Here is an 18,611-nt window from a genome sequence, read left to right as displayed (position 1 = left end):
TTGAAGATATATTATTGAGTAACAATTGAAACGTAAGTACGACCTTTAAGCCCTGAAGAAAATTTCACTTTACCTTCAGTTGTCGCAAAAAGGGTATGATCCGTTCCAATTCCAACATTTTTACCAGGATGATACTTTGTTCCTCTTTGACGAACAATTATATTTCCTGAAATCACAGATTCACCACCATATTTTTTGACGCCCAAACGACGACCTGCTGAGTCGCGTCCGTTACGAGAACTACCACCAGCTTTTTTATGTGCCATTTAAAATCTCCTACTACTTCTTTGTCTCTTTTTTAACAGAGGCTTTCTTAACTTTTTCTTCACCTGCTGGTTTTGCTTTTGCCGTTGCTTTTGGTGCTGCATCAACTTTTGGTGCTTTTTCATCTGAAGATGGTGATTTTACAGCATTCCCTTTAGGAGCTGTATATTTAGGGAGTGAACCCGCCCCAGAGGCAATCACTTCTTCAATACGTAATACAGTTAGGTCTTGGCGATGACCCGCCTTACGACGATACCCTTGGCGACGACGCTTTTTAAAAACAATTATCTTGTCGGCACGTGCTTGCTCTAAGATGGTCGCACGAACTGCAGCATCTTGCACAACAGGTGCACCAACAGTCATCTTGCTCTCTTCACCGAGCATCAAAATATCACTTAGATGGAGAGTTGCTCCTGCTTCCCCTTCCAAACGTTCAACTTTAACGACGTCTCCATTTGAGACCTTATACTGCTTTCCACCTGTCTTAATGACTGCAAACATGTTCAATCCATCTATTTAAATTTATAAGCTTGTGCTTTTTAACACACTTAAGCACTAAGTAAAAACTAATTTTTAAACCTGTATTCAGGCTTACGATACCCTTCAGTATAATTCTTATGGGCAGAAGTCAAGAGCTTTTGCAGGAAAGAAGAAGAAATTAATCTCCCATTTACCCCCAGCAAGTTTACCATCGTGTTACCTTAAATATTTTTCTGTTTTAGAGAAAGATTTTAGACTTCTTAAAGCAGTTTCACATACCCCTAATTTTTTCCAATTGCACCTCTTACAGGCCTGATGAAAAGCTTTAAAGGTCATTTTTTTTATAAGGCGCCCTTTGGCTTGTTTCCAAGTAAGAATTTCCCCATTCTTCAACTCTAAAATCTTAGCGTGCGCATCATCCAGGGGATCAATCTTTTTTTGACTCATACATAAGTCGCGCGCCAATTTTCCAGGACAAGCGGCACAAATAGAATCTGTTCCAAAATGTACTCTTATAGAAGTGTTTTCATCTTCCTCAAGCTTATTAACGATCTTTGCATAGTTCTTGACGAAATTTGGCGAATAACCTTCCCCCACAAATCCTATCGTACACAGGAAATGATGAGGACGAAAATTTAGCATATCGCTATTTTTTCTATTTCTGTAAAGTGCCTCTTATCGCTCGAATAATGCTCGCCAAAATAAATGTCTTAACAAGACCTGGCAAGATAAATGGAAGAACTCCAGTTTTCAAAGCTGATTCAAATCCTACAAATTTTGCAAGCCACGTGACACCAAGAACGTAAATCATTGCTTGCCCCATCGCACAACTCGCAAGAATAGATCCCCAGGATTTTTGCTCAAATTTTGAAAATATCCAAGCTGTTAAGGGAGCCGCAACTAAAAAGCCCACAAAATAACCGCCTGTAGGTCCGACTAAGTTCGCATAGCCTCCTGAAAAGTTAGAAAAAACTGGCGTCCCAATGGCTCCCAATAAAAGATAAACAAAAACGGCCTCAAATGCCTGGCGAGGTCTATAGGTTAATCCAATTAACATAACAGCTAATGTCTGCAATGTAATAGGGACTGGCTTTAAGGGAATTTGAATTTGAGAACAGGCAAAAAGGAGCATAACCCCTAAAGCAACTTGTACTGTATTTGACTGCATACCTGCTTTTAAAAGATCTATTTTTTGTGTTCTTTGCATTGGATCCTCCACATTTAATATGTCGTCCTTATAGCAAGATTTTCATAAAGGGTCTACTCCTTAAGACAAAAGGCAGATGAAGCCTCTGCCTTTTAAGTTTCCATTGATATAATTCAATTTTATTTTTTATTGCGGAAAGTATCTAGCTCAACAACTTTTTTCTTATTTTCTTCTACCTTTGTTGGCTCTTCTGCTTTTTCCTTCTTCGTTTTCTTTTCAGGTGAAGCAGGTGGGCTTGGCTCAAATTGCAACCCAAATTTTACAGAAGGGTCTAAGAAACTAATTAAGGCTGCATAACTTACTTCAATACGTTCTTGAACTTCATTAAAACTAAGTAACACAGAAAACCCTTTATCATCCACTTTGAGATCCCAAAATTGATGCTGCAGAACAATTGTAATTTCTTCTGGATGTTGCTTTCTCAGGTATTCAGGCACCTTCACATCTGGTCGACTGGATTCAAAGGTAATATAAAAGTGATGTCTTCCTGAAAGACCTTCTTTACTGGCTTGCTGTAAGGCATTGCGAACGACACCCCTTAATGCAGCTTGAACCATTTCATCATAATCAAAAGCTTTATTGCGGCCCACGTCTTTGTCCTTATTTTCTATATCTGTCATGCTATATCACCATCTTACCTTGAAACCATTTCAAAAAAATTAATACCGCTCAAAAAGCGCACTCATTTTTTAAAATGACGTAAGCAGATTTTATATTCAAGAATTTAAAAATAAAATTAGTAAATAGATAAAAGAGGCCTATTGTAAGAGCGAAAAATTCCTCTTATTTCCCCTATTTCATAGAAAATGGGATCAAGACAAATCGCTTTTTTACAACAAAGCCCCTTTAATTTTTTAAGTTTGATGATTTAGAAGCTTTTATGATCCAAGTATGCTTTCTTCCATTATAAGGATTGGGACCTGAATCATATTCAATGGAAGCATTCTTAAACCCGATCTCTCTCAGAGTCTTTAAAATAGAAATCTTTTGAGTTTCCATATAATAATAGACATCAAATAAATTAAAATAACCTTGGTATTGATGGTTATTTTCCATATAATACCCGACCAAGCCATTTTGTATCATACCGGCCATCGTTGGCTTATTGACACCAAAATTTTCTGCAAATACCTCAACATCTTTATCAATAATACTATAATCAGTATATTTTTGAGGTAGGGTCTGCCTTTTGCAAAAGTGCCGAAAGAGTTCCCGGAGTTTTTGTACCACTCTCAGAATAAGGGGCTGCATTTTTTAGATATTTTAAGTCACATTTTACTTCTTGTATTAATTTTGTTAAAGATTCGCCATATTCATCTGGCAAATAAACAGCATGCGGCATGTGCTCTATGATAACCTCCCCACTATCTGCTAAAATATTAAAAGCATTTTTTAGAGCTGGGCTGGCAATAAAAGAGGCGTAATATTATTTTCAGGCTCATTTTCAACACATGAAGGAAACCATTCAAAGAAAATGCACGTAGGAGGACTTCCTAAAGCTTCTATAATTTTCTCAGGCTTTGTTTTTACAAAATCTAAAGCTAAATGTTCATAATCCCCTTTTTGATGAAGAGGAGCTAAGTCAACACTTACAACGCGTCCTTGGAAGCTGTTTATGTGGGTAAAATCAGCAGCATCTTGTCCTATAAGCTTTGCAACACTTGGCTTAACCCAACCTTTTTCATATGTATTTCCAACAATAAGAGTTAATTGTTTCTTTGCAGAGTTGGACTCTATGTCTGCCTCAGTAGCAACAATTGGGTTTTGAAAGAAGAAAGTACTCAGAAAAACAAATAGAAAGAGTTTATTTTTAGACGTGATTAAGATACCCATTTATGAAATTCTATACGTTATGAAATAATCCATCAATGATGCTTAACTTAATTACCCTACACTTGACAAAAAGACAATAAAAAAGCAAAATGATGTGAATTAAAATTAGAAAAAGTTCTTACGAATATCCGAAAAAATGAAATGAACTCACAAATTTTTCAGCGCATGAAAAATTAATGTGCGTACCATTGTGCGATTAAAGTGAGGGGCTTCTGTTGCCCGGTGCCCCTCGAACCGCTAACGATAACTAAGCAGCAGCATAAGCTGTTGCAGCCTCTACACCATTGTTATTGATGGCTTGAGGTACATTACCATTAAGAGCAAATTTTGATTTGCCATTTACTATTTTTAGTCCATTTGCGACGGTACCATGTCGAGCGAAAGCTTCTACCTTTGAGCGTACGTCGATCCTATTTCGCCCCCACCAAAGCTGTGCGTTTAAAGCCTTCACAGGTTTGGTGGAGGCGCCGGGTACCGCCCCCGGGTCCGTCCCACCTATTCCGTAGCGCGTTTATCGCCATAGTTAGGAAACCCTAACAAACCTATTATACTAAATTTTTCTAAGAAAAGGAAGAGAAACTCTAGAACCTTTACATTTTCTCTGTTAGTCTTTGGCCATTAAAAAAGGAAGTTGCCGATGACAGAATTTAAATTTCTTCCCCTTCAAGATGCCGATGTCTTCCAGGCTATTGAGCACGAGCTTCATCGTCAACAAACCCAACTCGAGATGATTGCTTCCGAAAATTTCGTTTCTCCCGCTGTCCTCGAGGCTCAGGGCAGCATTATGACGAATAAATATGCAGAAGGATATCCTGGACACCGTTACTATGGAGGATGCACTTATGTGGATCAAGTTGAGACCCTTGCCATAGAGCGGGCGAAACAACTTTTTAATTGCACTTATGTAAATGTACAACCACATTCGGGATCACAAGCGAACCAAGCTGTATTTTTAGCACTTCTGAAGCCAGGTGATACCTTTTTAGGGATGGATCTTAACTGCGGTGGACATCTCACCCATGGTTCAGCCGTGAATATGTCAGGCAAATGGTTTAACGCCGTTAGTTATCCTGTCCATAAAGAAACTCATCTTTTAGATTATGATCTTATCGAGGAACTTGCCCTAAAACATAAACCTAAGCTGATTATTGCCGGGGGCTCCGCTTATCCTCGCATCATTGATTTTGAACGCTTTAGAAAGATTGCTGACCAGATTAGCGCTTACTTAATGGTAGATATGGCCCATTTTGCGGGATTAGTTGCTGGGGGCGTTTTCCCCTCACCTCTTCCCCATGCGCATGTTGTCACAACGACCACTCATAAAACTTTACGAGGTCCTCGCGGGGGAATGATCCTTTCCAATCATCAAGATATAGGAAAGAAATTTAATTCAGCTATCTTTCCCGGTGCTCAAGGCGGCCCTTTAATGCACGTTATTGCCGCAAAAGCCGTTGCGTTCAAAGAAGCGCTTTCTCCTACTTTTAAGCACTATGCAACTCAAGTTGTTAAAAACGCGCAAACTCTCGTGAAAACATTGACCGAGCAAGGATTTAATATCACAACCAAAGGGACAGATTGCCATCTTTTACTTGTTGATTTGCAGCATCAAAAATTAACGGGCCATGAAGCTTGTGAGGCTCTTGAGCACGCCGGAATCACTTGCAATAAAAATGGAATCCCTTTTGACCCTTTGCCTCCCTTAAAAACTTCTGGGATTCGTTTAGGTTCTCCAGCTCTCACCACGCGAGGCATGGGGGAAGCAGAATTCGAAGAAATTGGATTGATGATCGCAGAATTATTAAAAAGTCTTCGCCAAGGAGATCTTACAGCCACACAACAAAAGATTCGGCAAAAGGTTACTCATCTTTGTCAGGCCTTTCCTCTTTATAAGGATTTTTAATGCGCTGCCCCTTTTGTGGTCACCCTGATACGGCGGTCAAAGACTCACGAGCCATCGAAGAAAACGTGGGGATTCGTCGGCGTAGACATTGCACGGATTGTGGAGCCCGCTTCACAACCGTTGAGCGCGTTCAACTTCTTCCGTTAAAAATTATCAAGAAAAATGGAGAACTTGAACCTTTTGAGCGCGAAAAACTCTCTCATTCAATGGAGTTAGCTCTTCATAAACGGCCCATTGATAATGACAGAAGAGAACGCGTGATTAGCAGTATTGTAAGACAACTTGAATCTTGCGGAGAAACTGAAATTCCCTCCACTAAAATTGGTGAAATGGTAATGCAATCTCTTTATGAGCTTGATAAAGTTGCTTACGTTCGTTTTGCTTCTGTTTATCAAGATTTTGATGTTCCTGGAGACTTCAAGAATTTCATTAGAGATCTAGATTCATCAGAAGAACAAGATCCCACCTAAGATAGGCCTTCCCATGAGCTTAATTTCTATTATTATCGTCTTTACTCTCTTTTGGTGGTTATCTTTCTTTTCTCTGCTTCCTTTGGGACTAAAAAAAGAAATTAACCCTCCCCAAGGGCATGATAGAGGAGCCCCCTCAAAACATGGTTTAGGCCTGAAATTTCTCTTCACAACGATAATAGCTTTTATCTTAACAACCCTGGTCTATTGGATCGCTGAAAATAATTGGGTTTCACTATGGACTTAAGCCAATATTTTTCCAAAAATTAAGATAAAATGTCCTATAACCTCCTCAAAATGATAGAATATTAAAAATGAGACCCCATTTTTCTCACCAATTTAAACTTTCAGGAGGGTATGCCCTCTGTCCAATTTTTTTATTTTTAATCATTTTTATCGGAAGTGGCATTTATTTTAGCTTTCAAGGAATGCCTTTTGCTTTTTATCAAATTTCAGCAACTGTAGCGATTTTACCTGCCATTATCTTAGCGATCACATTGGGAGAGGGAACTTTTACCACAAAGCTTAATCACTTCATCGAAGGTGTTCGAGATAATAGCATCATTACAATGTGTATGATCTATCTGTTAGCAGGTGCTTATACCGAAGTATTAAAAGGTATTGGTGGCGTTGAAGCGACCGTTAATCTAACGCTTGCCTTTCTTCCAACACAAGCGACCCTACCTGGGATTTTTATCCTGAGTGCCTTTATTGCAACCGCCATGGGAACCTCCATGGGTACGATTGCAGCCATGGCGCCGATTGCTTTTGGAATTGCCAATGCCACAGGACTTTCAATTCCTCTTACACTGGGAACTGTGGTTGGTGGGGCAATGTTTGGTGATAACCTTTCTCTCATCTCCGACACGACGATTGCAGCCGTTCAAACGCAAGGAGGAAGCCTTAAAGAAAAATTCAAAATTAATAGCTTAATCGCCTTACCCGCCATGCTTATAACGCTAATAATTTTGATCACCTACGGTTTTAATAATCCTTGTCAATCTTGCTTCCAGACAGAAGACTTTCAATGGATTGCCAGCACACCCTATTTCTTTGTCTTAGTCCTTGCTATTTCAGGGGTTAATGTATTTCTTGTTTTAACTTTTGGGATTTTATCAGCGGGTCTTATTGGGCTTAGTTTTACGCCTAATTATAACTTTATTACGTATGCCAAAAATATTTATCAAGGTTATGGCAGCATGCAAGAAATTCTTATCTTATCCCTCCTTATCGGCGGGTTAAGTCATCTCACAAAAATCCAAGGAGGATTGCGCTTTTTAATAAATCTAGCGACTCGATTTGTGCAAAAATTCTCTCAGAAAAAATCAAAACCGATTGCCGAAATTGCAATTGCTTCCATTGTAAGCGCTTGTGACATTTGTACCGCAAATAATACGATTTCAATCATTCTTAGCGGAGACGCAACCCGAGAACTCGCAAAAAAATATGATCTTAATCCTGCACGAAGCGCAACACTGATTGATCTCTTCTCTTGTGTGTTTCAAGGAATCTTGCCCTATAGTGCTCAAATTTTACTTGCAGGCTCGATCGCAGGGCTCTCTCCGTTAACTATTATACCTCATGTTTATTATTGTTATGCTTTGGGCATAATGGGCATTTATGCAATCCTTCTTCAAAAACCCAAATTTTCCCTTACAAAACAATAAAAAATTACCCCTAAAAAAAATAATAAACATAAAATTTATCTAGAATTTACCTCAAGAAAAATCATTACATTAATTAAAATTTAACTCATCTTCTATTATTCTAAAATTAACATGAGACAAATTAGAGATAAGTTAATGAAAAACATCTATTTTGATTCAATTATGGTGATTGAAAGACTCCATCGACTTTTTCTTGAAGTCACTCGAATTGAACTAGACCGCTTAAAAATAAAAGATATTAATAATGTACAGTGCTTTATCCTTTATAATATAGCAGAAAATCATCTCACAGTGGGTGAAATTTCTAATCGTGGATACTATCTTGGCTCCAATGTTACCTACAATCTTAAAAAAATGGTTGAAACGGGCTACTTAATACAAGAACAATCGTCTCATGATCGTCGCTCAAGCCACATCCGACTTTCAGAAAAAGGATTAAAACTATATCAAAGATTTGATCAGATCCTTTCTGAACATACAAAAAACATGAAACATAATGGTATTGCTGAACAAGACCTAAAAAATCTTAAATCCCTACTGGCTCGTCTTGAGTCTTTTTGGAATTTTACAGTCACTCATGATATGAGATTTTAGATTCATATTGGATAAGGAGTTATTTTTTATTTTAGCCCTTGTATTCCAATATTTCTAGCACTGATTCTTGAACTTGTTTGAGTCTCAAATCCGATAAATTTGGCGAATATAATACCTTTACATGCTGCCCTCGTGGGGCATAAATCTCTGGCTCGGAGGCATTCGACCACAAAACTAAGGTTGGACATTTCATTGCAGCAGCTAAATGTATGGATCCCGTATCATTCCCAATAATTGCAAGAGATTTTGAGGCTAAGACACCTATTTCAAAAAAGTTAGTTTTTTGGCTTAAATTATGAATAGTTGGAAAAATATTGAGAATACGATTGATCACCTCAATATCTTCAGCACCTCCTAATAAAACAGGATTAAATCCTTTATCTTTGAGCCATAGCGCAAATTCAGCATACCTCTCTGCTGGCCATCTTTTATATGCTCCCCTTAAAGAACTACCAGGCACCAAAAGTACCGCTTTTTTAGGAAAATCAAGATGACTTATCTCTCTCTTCAACCATGATAAATCGGGGAAAAGTTCTTCTTTCCCTTTTAGATCAAATCCTGCCATTTTCAATTGATCAGCGAATCTTAGAAAAGCATGAAGTTTCCTTCGATTTTCCCTCTTTTGAGGGTGTGAACATCCTGGAGCAATTCCCGACCATTCCGGGCGTTTTCCAGGACCTAAGAGTTTAAAATAAAGACCTGTCCTGTCTGAATTTTGTAAGTCGTATACGCGTTCGACATTCAACGATAAAAGTTGTGCCCGTAATTTCCCTATTAAAAAAGGATTTCTAGACCGTGCATCACCTATAATTTGATTAAAATAACCTGTCTTGCCCATCAAATCGATATAAGCGGGACTCGTCAAAAGAATAATATGAGCTTGAGAATGTTGATGCCGGATCTCTGCAAATGCTCCCATCGCATTTATCAGATCTCCAAGAGCGCCATGTTTAATGACCAGAATTTTTTTGTAGTTCTTTAAGAGCAAGCTCTTTATCCTTATAGAGGGTTAAAATAGTGATTTCTTTCCTATTTTTAACTTCATAAAAGGCTATTTACAAATATTATTATGAGCTTAAATTTAATAAAATGAAGGTGCTACTTACACGTCCTCAATATGATTCTCAGAAACTTGCAAAAGATCTCCAGGATTACGGGATTGAAAGTCATATCAATCCATTACTTGAGATTGAACAAAAACATTTTCAGTATGATCCAGAACGTGCTCAAGCTTTTGTTATAACAAGCTTAAATGGCCTTCGATCCTTTGCCACCCAAAATCAAGAAAGATCTCTTCCTCTTTTTGTTGTGGGGCAAGAATCGATGAACCTTGCATCTTCTTTTCATTTCAAAAAAATCATCCCAGGAAATGGAACTGCCCTCTCTCTTTTACCTCTCATACAAACAACATGCTCTCCAGCAGAAAAAGAAATCGCCTGTATTACGGGAGATTATATCCATACAGATCTTATCTTACCTCTTACTGAGCTTGGTTTCTCCGCCAAACAGATTATTGCGTATAATACAATTGAATGTACTTCTCTCGATCTTCAAACTCAGAATTTTTTGAAAGATAAAACCATTTCAGTCGTCACTTTTTTTTCTCCCCGCAGCGCCCAAATATTTGCTAAACTGGTCGAGAATTATAAAGATTTATGTCAGTTTCTTTATGGGGTTTGCTTAAGTCCAGAAATTTCAAACATTGTTTCTGAAATAAAATGGCGGAAACTTTATACAGCTGCATCCCCAAGCCGGCAAGAAATCATTGAAATTCTAAAAGATTTAAAAAAGGAGAATATCCTGTGAATGAAAATGAACACGCTCAAGAAACAAAAACCTCTATAGATTCAGAACAAGAACATCCTAACTCTTTCCTCTTAAAAAAAATTCTTTTTGCAAATATTATTATTTTTGGGTTTGTCCTGATTGGTATTGCACTTGTCATTCGTCATTTTAACCCTACTCAAGCTGTTAACACACTTACAACTGACCTTCATAAACTCGAAAAAAGACTTGCTCTGACAGAAGAAAAGATAAAACTGTATGAGACATATTTTCTTACTCTTAATAATCAATTAGAACTTCTTGCCGCAGATAAAAATGAACCAACGAAGAATGAATCGACCCAACAAAAAACAGATACGTCTTACCAAGCCCTTATCATTGAATTCAAATCTCTCATGGACACTGAAACTTCTTCGCCCCTTTCGATTCCCTTATTGGAAGAGGGAAGATTTTTTAAGTGGCTGACACGCCATATTCAAATTAAAGAAACTCCCCATCACCAAATATACAAAAAAGCTTACGAATTTCTTAAAGAAGGAAACCTTTTACAAGCGATAGAACTCCTTCGCCCTTTAGGGAACGACCCTGCCTCTTCTCTTCATCATTGGCTTGCAAAAGCAACAAATTTTCAAAAATCGCTCTCTAGAGGAGATGAGTCATGAAAAAAATATTTTTCTATTTATTAACAAGCTTATTTTTAGGAAGTCTGATTCTTTATTTACAATGGCAGGCTGGACATATCACCCTTAGTTGGGGAGATTATCAGATTGAAACAACAGCAGGAATTCTGTTTTTATTCCTTATTACTTTCTTCATCATTTTCAATATATCTTCTCAGTTTTTATCTTTTATTTTTAACTGGCGAAAATATAATCAAGCACGGCATCGTAAAAAAATTCCAGAAGTCATTCTTGCAACTTTTACAGCTCTAGAACGTGGCCTTCCGAAAATTGCCCTTGAAAAAGCCAAATTTATCCAAAAATATAGCCCTACCGCAGGGCTTGGCGAATACTTTGAAGCAATGGCCTTAATGGCATTGAATGACGATGAACAAGCCAAAACTATTTTTAAAATTATGACGACTTTCAAAGGTGTTGAATATCTAGGATGGCAAGGTCTATCGCGTCTTAGTTTAAAAGAAGATCGCCAAGCACAAGCTCAGGCGTATGCAGAAAAAGCTCTTCAATATTTTCCAGATTCACCATGCGCCCTTAAAATCATTTATGAACAAGCTCAAGCCTTAGGTGACTATAAAAAAGCTGAGTATGCTTTAAGTCAACTTAAGAAAATTGGCTACTTTGGAGATGACGTTATGAATGAGAAAAAAAGCGCCTTATTTGCAGGATGGGCTAAATCTTTAGAAGGGCAACAATCTCATAAAGAAGCTCTCTCCCGGGCAAAAAAAGCTTATCGAATTCACCCAGGAATCGAAGAAGGCAAAATTTTAGCGGAACTTCATATAAAACTTAATCATCGGTGGCGAGCTCAATTTCTAATCAAGCATCTTTGGAAACGATCGCCCGATCAAGAACTGCTCCAGCTCTATATCCACTCTGTGAAGCCTGAAACGCCTCTTAAGGCTTACGAAGCAATTCAAAAATTAACAGCCCATAATCAAGAGCATGAAGTTTCTTTAGTTGTTCTAGCGGAAGCTGCCCATAAAGCTAATCTCTGGGGAGCGACACAAGAGTATCTTCATCAACTCGCCAAAGTTACAAAAGACCCCTTAACGGTCAAGAATTTAGAAAAAAAATTCTCCCAGTATAACGCTTTAAATTAAAGCGATAAAAATAAGACGCTAATGAGATTATTTTATGAAAATTCTTAGTGGGAATAGTAATAAGCCTCTTGCCGAAAAGATCTCCTCTTTCCTGGGACTTCCCCTTGTAAAAACCTCTCTTAAAATATTTTCTGACAAAGAAATTTTTGTTGAAATTCTTGATGAATTAAAAGGAGAAGACGTTTTTCTTATTCAGGCGATTTCTTTTCCTGTCAACGATACTTTAATGGAGTTACTTATCACCCTGAATGCTTTAAAACAAAGCTCGCCTTGTTCTATTACTGTTGTCATTCCTTATTATGGTTATGCCCGTCAAGATCGGCTTATAACCAACCAATCTTCAGTTGCTTCAGAATTGATAGCCCAGCTTCTACAATCCACAAAAATCAAAAGAATTATCACCATTGATTTGCACGCCCCTCAAATCAAAAAATACTTTACGATTCCTCTTGATAATCTTTCAACAGCGCCCCTGTTTTGTAAAGATATCTTGACCTTCCATTCTTTAGAAAATCTTCTGATTGTCTCGCCTGATGCTGGAGGTCAAGACAGAGCACAAATGCTCGCCCATCATTTAAATGTAGACGTCATTACTTTACAGAAAGAAAGGAATGAAAGCTCAAGAACATGTACCATGAAACTCAATGCCTCAGTCGTTGATCAAAATTGCATTATTGTTGATGATATCGTGGATACAGCTGAAACTCTTTGTAAAGCTTCTGAACTCCTTATGGAAAAGGGAGCCAAGTCAGTGAATGCCTACTGTACACATCCTCTTCTTTCGGGCTCTGCTTTTGATAAAATCACTCTCTCCCCTTTGCAAGAAGTTGTCTTTACCGACAGTATCTTCACGCCTATGTCAGAAAAACAGCACCCTAAATTTCGCCATCTTTCGATTGCGTTTTTATTAGCCGAAGCTATCAGCTCTTGCGCTTAAGGGCCTCACCTAACGACGCGCAAGGACTAACCCTTCAATGCTAATTCTACTGTTAAATTCCTCAATTCGCGAGTAATCACAGTAAGATTTGCTAAATCCAAAGAATTTTGCAGAAAAGCTTCTTGAAGCAAGTTATCAAGAGATATTAACTTATCTTTTGAGGCCTTTGTCCAAAGTTCCATCAATATGGCTGTGTCGAGGTGAGCATTTTTCGGCACTTGATCATCAAAACTTAACACCTGTAACACGACTTCATTCTGGATATTAAATAAGTCTTCTTGAAGGCCTAAAATCGCAAGGCGATGCCATGATGTATTCGATTTGATCTTTTCAATCGCTTGTCGAAGTCGAGTAATCCCAAGTCGTGCCCCCACCATAAAATAAAAAGTCGAGATCTGCGCAATGCTATATCCCGTTTGTGACGCAATTAAGATGATATCTGGTGATAATGTCGCCACTTGAAGATGGGAAATCTCAAGCGCGAGTTTTTGTGGAAGGCCTAACTTTTCATAAAATGCAATCTGTTGTTGCAGAGTTAGATGACTCTGATCATCTAAGAAATGATTAAGATCTGCTAAAAAGGCCCCTGTTCCAAGTTTAAAAAGATGAGTTGATGCAGTGATATTGTCTTCCATTTTATAGTTACGAATCAACCATTTGATTGTTCTTCTCACCATATGCAAAATATCAATCATGACTTTTAGAAGTGTCTCTGGATGAATCAGTTTATCCAAACTTTCTAATTGTCTCCACAACGCCCGAAGATCAAAGACATTCCGAATAATGATATAGGCTCGGTAAACATCTTCAAGACGGCAATTTAATTTTGCCATGGTATCATAAATAAAGCTGGCACTGATGCGATTAACTATTTCATTTGTAATCTTAGTCGCCACAATTTCGCGCCTCAACGGATGCGCTAAAATTTCCTCTCGATAATCTCGACGCATACTATCTGGGAAATAATTTAAAAGATCTTCTTCAAACACAAAATCATCAAGAAGAGGAGACTTAAGGATTTCTTGATAAAAATCAATTTTGCTATAGGCCAATAGAATTGCAATTTCAGGTTTTGTAAGACCCTTTTGTAATGTTTGATGCTCCAACATCATGGCATCATCTGGGAGATATTCCAGGGCTCGATTCAGGATCCCTTTTGCTTCCAGTGTTCTCATAATTCGAATTTGCCCATCCAAAAGATTTGGCCCTTGAGCTTCAAGTAAACTGATCGCTTGTGCTTGCTTATAATTATCACGTAAAACAAGCTTAGAAACTTCCTCTGTCATAGATTCCAGCAACTTATTGCGCGCTTCCAAACTTAAACTTCCATCCAGGACAAGCCGATTCAAAAGAATCTTAATATTTACTTCATGGTCTGAGCAATTCACTCCCCCTGAATTATCGATGGCATCTGTATTAATACGCCCTCCTAGAGTCGCATATTCAATACGACCTAACTGCGTCACACCCAAATTGGCACCTTCTCCAATAACTTTACAGCGGAGTTCTTTTGCATTCACTCTCAATCCATCATTTGCACGATCACCTGCCTCTTGATGATTCTCTTTAGAGGATTTAATAAAAGTTCCAATCCCACCAAACCACAAAAGGTCCACATTCAATTTAAGAATAGCTTTTATGAGGTCTGAAGGCGTAATTTCGGTCACGTCAAAATTAAAAAGTCGTTGCATTTCAGGAGAAACAGAAATAATTTTGGCTGTCCGCTCAAACACTCCACCTCCTTTGGAAATAAAGGCAGAGTCATAATCTTTCCAAGTGGAACGAGGAAGCTCAAAAAGACGTTTGCGTTCAATATAACTCAATTGAGAATCTGGGGTTGGATCAACAAAGATATGTTGATGATTAAAGGCAGCCACGAGCTTTATTGTCTCGAATTGAAGCATCCCATTTCCGAAAACATCTCCTGACATATCCCCTACACCCGCAACAGTGAAGGGTGTTTTTTCGATAGGAATATCTAGTTCATAAAAATGACGTTTCACAGATTCCCAGACGCCTCGCGCCGTGATCCCAATCTTTTTATGATCATAACCACTGGATCCGCCCGAAGCAAAAGCATCATCCAACCAAAAATCGTACGCTTTAGAGACTTCGTTGGCATAGTCTGAAAAAGTCGCTGTTCCTTTATCTGCAGCAACCACAAGATAAGGATCATCTTCATCCCATCGCACAACAGCTTGAGGGGGAATCACCTTTCCATCTTTATAATTATCTGTGATATCCAATAAACCTTGAATCATCGTTTTATAACAGGTGATAGCCTCAGTTAGAATCTCCTCACGAGTTGCACTCTGTGAAACCGCTTTAAGGACAAATCCGCCTTTTGAGCCCACAGGCACAATGACCGTATTTTTAACCATCTGTGCTTTAAGAAGACCTAAAATTTCTGTTCGGTAATCTTCCAGGCGATCTGACCATCGAAGACCTCCTCGAGCAACTTTTCCACCCCGCAAGTGAATGGCTTCAAAGCGAGGAGAATAGATATAGATCTCAAATTTTGGCTTTGGCAGAGGAAGCTCATCAATTTGAAGGCAATCAAATTTAATAGACGTATACGTCTTAAAATTACCTTCTGCATCTTTTTGATAAAAATTTGTTCTTAAGGCTGCCTGTATCAGATTAAAAAATCTTCTTAAAATTTTATCTTCATCTGGATTTTGAATTTGATTAATCTTCTTCAAAATTTCTTGTTTTAGAAGTTGATCGTCAAGGGCAATTTCGGGATCAAATTTGCTGCCGAAAAATGTCACCAGCTGCTTTGTAATATCAGGATGTTTCAAGAAGGTTTGCTCTATATATTCTCGACTGAATGAAAACTGAAGCTGACGTAAATATTTACTTAAAACCCTCAAAATTAATCCTTCACGGGGCGTTATGTTTGCTCTTAAAATGAGCCGATTAATCCCATCATCTTCGATTAATCCTCCCTTTATTGCCTTTAACGCGTTAAAGAAATTCGTTTGAATTTCTTCAGCATTCACAGCGTAATTATCGCGCGTGATCATCTCAAAATCATGAATCCACACAGGTGCGGTAACCCCTTGAGGAGATACCACAAAAGGGATCTCTTTAATGATGCGAAGATCAAGATTTTCAAGCACAGGCAAAATATCTGAAAGCGCCATCGGATCCCCTGGATTAAAAACTTTCAGATGTAAGCAATGATTTGGCGCGCCATCGATCGTATAAAGACGAGCCTTAGGAATATTGTAATGACAAGCTAACTCTATGAGCTCAATATCAGCTTTAACGTCTGCTCCCTGAAAACGCTCTTGGTATCCTTTTGAGAACGCTTGAGAATAGCGTTGAAAGACTTTTTGTCCTTCATAATCATTAAAAGCTGAAACAAGAGTCATTCGTAAATCGTCTTTCCACGAACGCACGACTTTCACAATTTTTTCTTCAAGGTCTTCTGTATTATAATTTTCTTTAATACCCCCTTGGATATTAATCGTGTAATGAACGCGAGCAAGGGCGAAAGATCCAAATTGTGCTTTATAAACCGACAGCACTCCCTTTAAATTCTTTGCAAGTGTTTGTCCAATAAGATCACACAACTCTGAATCAAAACGCTCGCGCGGGATGTAAACGAGGCAAGACAAAAAGCGATTGAATTGATCTTGATGAATAAAAAGGGCAAATCTCTGGCGTTCTTGAAGATTTAAGACAGCAAGCCCAACTTCCGCTAATTGTTCAACACCGGCTTGAAAGAAATCATCTCGAGGGAGAGAATCCAGAATATGAATCAATGATTTTCCATCATGCCATGCCGGAACTAATCCTGTATAATCAAGAATATGTTCCAATTTTCGGCGCAACAAAGGAATGTCACGAACGCTGCTATCATAGGCAACAGAGGTAAAGAGTCCCATAAAAAGATGCATCCCAATGACCGTACCATCAGATGAAAAACGCTTGACCCCAATAACATCCATTGTCACGCCTCGATGAACACGCGAAACTTGACTTGCTTTATTAATAAATAAAGGCACAGGCTCTAAAATATATTGAAATGTCTGACTTTCAAAATCAACGCCCTCAAAAATTTTTGCGAGATCTTGGTATGTCTTTAGTTTCATAATACCAAGCTCTTCTGAGCATTGAATTTCTTTAAGTCCTTGAGTGGAACCTTCTCGGAAATCATAGGACGCGTATCCCAAAAACGTATAATGATCTTCCCGAATCCACGACAGAAAATTTAAAATTTCCTCTTGTTGATCACAATAAATCTGCGAACACGTCTTTTGAACATCTTCATGAGCAATTGAAGCTTTATCAAGCATCTTCTGCCAATCGGAAGTTGCATATCTCACATCCTGCAAAACGCCTTGAAGTTCTTCGACCAAAAGATCAACAAGTTCTGGATAAATTGATTCCACGATCTCACAATGGATCACTGATTCATATTGAGCGTCGGGAATTTCTTCCGTTAAATGAAATACATCTGTTAGTTTTCCTTCTTCATCTCGCTTCACTTTAATAACAGGATGAACAATTCTTTTGGCTTTAAGGTTATGTTTTTGCAGAAGTTGAATAAGGGAATCAACCAGGAATGACATATCATCATTGACAATATCAATCACTATCCGTTCAGCAAGAGGGGAAGACAAGGTCGTGTCTGGTTTCCAATAATAGATCCGAATTTTTGGTTTTCCAATTTCGCGTTCTTGGAAAAATTGCCATAGATCGACGACACCAACTGCCAAATTTTCAAGGGGAATTTTTCGCATATCATCAGAGGCAAGCGTTGCAAAAAATTGCTGTGTGAAGCTTTTGATAGACTCTCTGACGGCAACGCTTACTTTTTGTTGAACAAGTTCTGCGATCGCCTCTACACGCTCATTCAGCTGCTTTTTCTTCATTTTTAAGACCTTATCTGAATCATTTTCCATTTATTTTTACCTTGGCTTCACTCAAAAAGCTAGCTTACTTTTGCTTTGCTCTAAAGCCTTTATTAAAAACCTCAATCCATAAAAGATTTTTGTTTTTTGTCTATTTTCTCTGACCATTTTCTCTCTCCCTGCTATTTAATCATTAACCTGTTAAAAAATAATTATTTTGCGGGCTTTCTTTTCCCCTTCTTTCATGCACACATTGACGACCTTCTGTTGTCTACTGGCACCGTCTGGTTGCATCCCTCTCGTTCCTTTCAGTACATTCTTGTCAAAAGATGCTTCCTCTTCTAATTCTGCGTCATTCTTGGGCGTGTCCCGAGAATCTCAAGCAGCCTATAGATCGAACCTGTCACCTTTCGATCTCTCCCAAACCTTTCCATCACGAATCGGTCCATCACCATTTCCTTTCACCACCATCCCCCACTTGCACCGTGCCTCTCACGCACGCTGAGGGGTTCCTCCTCCTTTCATTTGGCAAAGAGAGGGTATTCGCTCAAATAAGAGCGTTAAAAAGAACTCTTCAGAGTTTGCTAGACTCTCTTAATTTTAAAGGACGGAAGGAGAGGAATTATTGAAGAAGATTGAAGGCTTTTTAAAGGCCTTCAAGGAAGGAAACCATCATCTCTGACCATCTACTATTAGACTACCATACAATGATACAAATTTCAAGAAAATTCAGCTCTTCAAACAGTAAAATAATTAATATAAATCAATAATTTATAAAATAATTTTCAGACAGGAAAAATTCATATTTATTAACTTATTGACATTTTTTATT

At 38.2% G+C, this 18,611-nt stretch carries 18 protein-coding genes and 1 other RNA gene; 9 read left to right on the top strand and 10 right to left on the bottom strand.

Annotated features, from left to right (window positions below; genetic code table 11):
* Window positions 1–11 precede the first annotated feature (11 nt).
* From rpmA to ssrA, 8 genes are all read right to left on the bottom strand, one after another.
* Window positions 12–266 carry a 50S ribosomal protein L27 gene (gene rpmA, locus J0H12_02715; protein ID MBN9412826.1) on the bottom strand — a complete coding sequence of 85 codons (255 nt, stop codon included), beginning with the start codon at window positions 264–266 and terminating at the stop codon, window positions 12–14.
* Window positions 267–279: 13 nt separating this feature from the next.
* A complete protein-coding gene (gene rplU / locus J0H12_02710) occupies window positions 280–765 on the bottom strand; it encodes a 50S ribosomal protein L21 (protein ID MBN9412825.1) in 486 nt (161 codons plus the stop codon).
* A gap of 195 nt (window positions 766–960) precedes the next feature.
* Window positions 961–1,386 carry a DUF1284 domain-containing protein gene (locus J0H12_02705; protein ID MBN9412824.1) on the bottom strand — a complete coding sequence of 142 codons (426 nt, stop codon included), beginning with the start codon at window positions 1,384–1,386 and terminating at the stop codon, window positions 961–963.
* Between the two features lie 13 nt (window positions 1,387–1,399).
* On the bottom strand, window positions 1,400–1,951 hold the full coding sequence (locus J0H12_02700; protein ID MBN9412823.1) for a biotin transporter BioY: 552 nt from the start codon (window positions 1,949–1,951) through the stop codon (window positions 1,400–1,402).
* A 119-nt stretch (window positions 1,952–2,070) separates the two neighbouring features.
* Complete coding sequence (locus tag J0H12_02695) at window positions 2,071–2,571, bottom strand: hypothetical protein (protein MBN9412822.1); 501 nt, start codon at window positions 2,569–2,571, stop codon at window positions 2,071–2,073.
* A gap of 226 nt (window positions 2,572–2,797) precedes the next feature.
* Entirely contained in the window at window positions 2,798–3,202 is a 405-nt protein-coding gene (locus J0H12_02690) for a hypothetical protein (protein ID MBN9412821.1), read from the bottom strand.
* Between the two features lie 141 nt (window positions 3,203–3,343).
* Window positions 3,344–3,784 carry a hypothetical protein gene (locus J0H12_02685; GenBank protein ID MBN9412820.1) on the bottom strand — a complete coding sequence of 147 codons (441 nt, stop codon included), beginning with the start codon at window positions 3,782–3,784 and terminating at the stop codon, window positions 3,344–3,346.
* Between the two features lie 200 nt (window positions 3,785–3,984).
* Window positions 3,985–4,361, bottom strand: a transfer-messenger RNA (tmRNA) gene (gene ssrA / locus J0H12_02680).
* A 60-nt stretch (window positions 4,362–4,421) separates the two neighbouring features.
* On the opposite strand from ssrA, the gene J0H12_02675 reads away from it, so the two are divergent.
* The 5 genes from J0H12_02675 (at window position 4,422) to J0H12_02655 (ending at window position 8,415) form a co-directional block, all read left to right on the top strand.
* Window positions 4,422–5,684 (top strand): serine hydroxymethyltransferase, encoded by a 1,263-nt coding sequence (locus tag J0H12_02675; GenBank protein MBN9412819.1) that lies wholly within the window; start codon window positions 4,422–4,424, stop codon window positions 5,682–5,684.
* Window positions 5,684–6,154, top strand: coding sequence for a transcriptional repressor NrdR (gene nrdR, locus J0H12_02670; protein ID MBN9412818.1), 471 nt, complete (start codon window positions 5,684–5,686; stop codon window positions 6,152–6,154). Before J0H12_02675 ends, nrdR begins: the two co-directional genes overlap by 1 nt.
* A gap of 13 nt (window positions 6,155–6,167) precedes the next feature.
* The gene (locus J0H12_02665) at window positions 6,168–6,401 is read left to right on the top strand and encodes a DUF1467 family protein (GenBank protein MBN9412817.1); all 234 of its coding nucleotides are present in this window, start codon (window positions 6,168–6,170) and stop codon (window positions 6,399–6,401) included.
* Between the two features lie 67 nt (window positions 6,402–6,468).
* Entirely contained in the window at window positions 6,469–7,821 is a 1,353-nt protein-coding gene (locus tag J0H12_02660; protein MBN9412816.1) for a Na+/H+ antiporter NhaC family protein, read from the top strand.
* Window positions 7,822–7,986: 165 nt separating this feature from the next.
* Window positions 7,987–8,415: a winged helix DNA-binding protein gene (locus J0H12_02655; protein ID MBN9412815.1), complete on the top strand. Its 429-nt coding sequence runs from the start codon at window positions 7,987–7,989 to the stop codon at window positions 8,413–8,415.
* Between the two features lie 31 nt (window positions 8,416–8,446).
* On the opposite strand, the gene J0H12_02650 is transcribed toward J0H12_02655, so the two are convergent.
* A complete protein-coding gene (locus J0H12_02650) occupies window positions 8,447–9,334 on the bottom strand; it encodes a glycosyltransferase family 9 protein (GenBank protein MBN9412814.1) in 888 nt (295 codons plus the stop codon).
* Between the two features lie 170 nt (window positions 9,335–9,504).
* Here J0H12_02650 and J0H12_02645 point away from each other — a divergent pair, with 170 nt between their 5' ends.
* Genes J0H12_02645 through J0H12_02630 form a run of 4 tightly spaced genes read left to right on the top strand, consistent with a single transcriptional unit; the run spans window position 9,505 to window position 12,917 of the window.
* A complete protein-coding gene (locus J0H12_02645; GenBank protein MBN9412813.1) occupies window positions 9,505–10,221 on the top strand; it encodes a uroporphyrinogen-III synthase in 717 nt (238 codons plus the stop codon).
* Complete coding sequence (locus J0H12_02640) at window positions 10,218–10,862, top strand: hypothetical protein (protein ID MBN9412812.1); 645 nt, start codon at window positions 10,218–10,220, stop codon at window positions 10,860–10,862. The genes J0H12_02645 and J0H12_02640 overlap by 4 nt, the downstream gene beginning before the upstream one ends.
* The gene (locus J0H12_02635; GenBank protein MBN9412811.1) at window positions 10,859–11,980 is read left to right on the top strand and encodes a hypothetical protein; all 1,122 of its coding nucleotides are present in this window, start codon (window positions 10,859–10,861) and stop codon (window positions 11,978–11,980) included. Before J0H12_02640 ends, J0H12_02635 begins: the two co-directional genes overlap by 4 nt.
* 34 nt (window positions 11,981–12,014) lie before the next feature.
* Window positions 12,015–12,917 carry a ribose-phosphate diphosphokinase gene (locus J0H12_02630; protein MBN9412810.1) on the top strand — a complete coding sequence of 301 codons (903 nt, stop codon included), beginning with the start codon at window positions 12,015–12,017 and terminating at the stop codon, window positions 12,915–12,917.
* Between the two features lie 26 nt (window positions 12,918–12,943).
* Here J0H12_02630 and J0H12_02625 read toward each other — a convergent pair whose 3' ends face one another.
* Window positions 12,944–17,800: an NAD-glutamate dehydrogenase gene (locus J0H12_02625; GenBank protein ID MBN9412809.1), complete on the bottom strand. Its 4,857-nt coding sequence runs from the start codon at window positions 17,798–17,800 to the stop codon at window positions 12,944–12,946.
* Between the last annotated feature and the right edge of the window lie 811 nt (window positions 17,801–18,611).

It is taken from the genome of Candidatus Paracaedimonas acanthamoebae (assembly GCA_017307065.1).
Classification (GTDB): Bacteria; Pseudomonadota; Alphaproteobacteria; order Caedimonadales; family Caedimonadaceae; genus Paracaedimonas; species Paracaedimonas acanthamoebae_A.
Note: the sequence above shows the minus strand (reverse complement) of the source record. Positions and strands in the feature narration are given on the sequence as shown.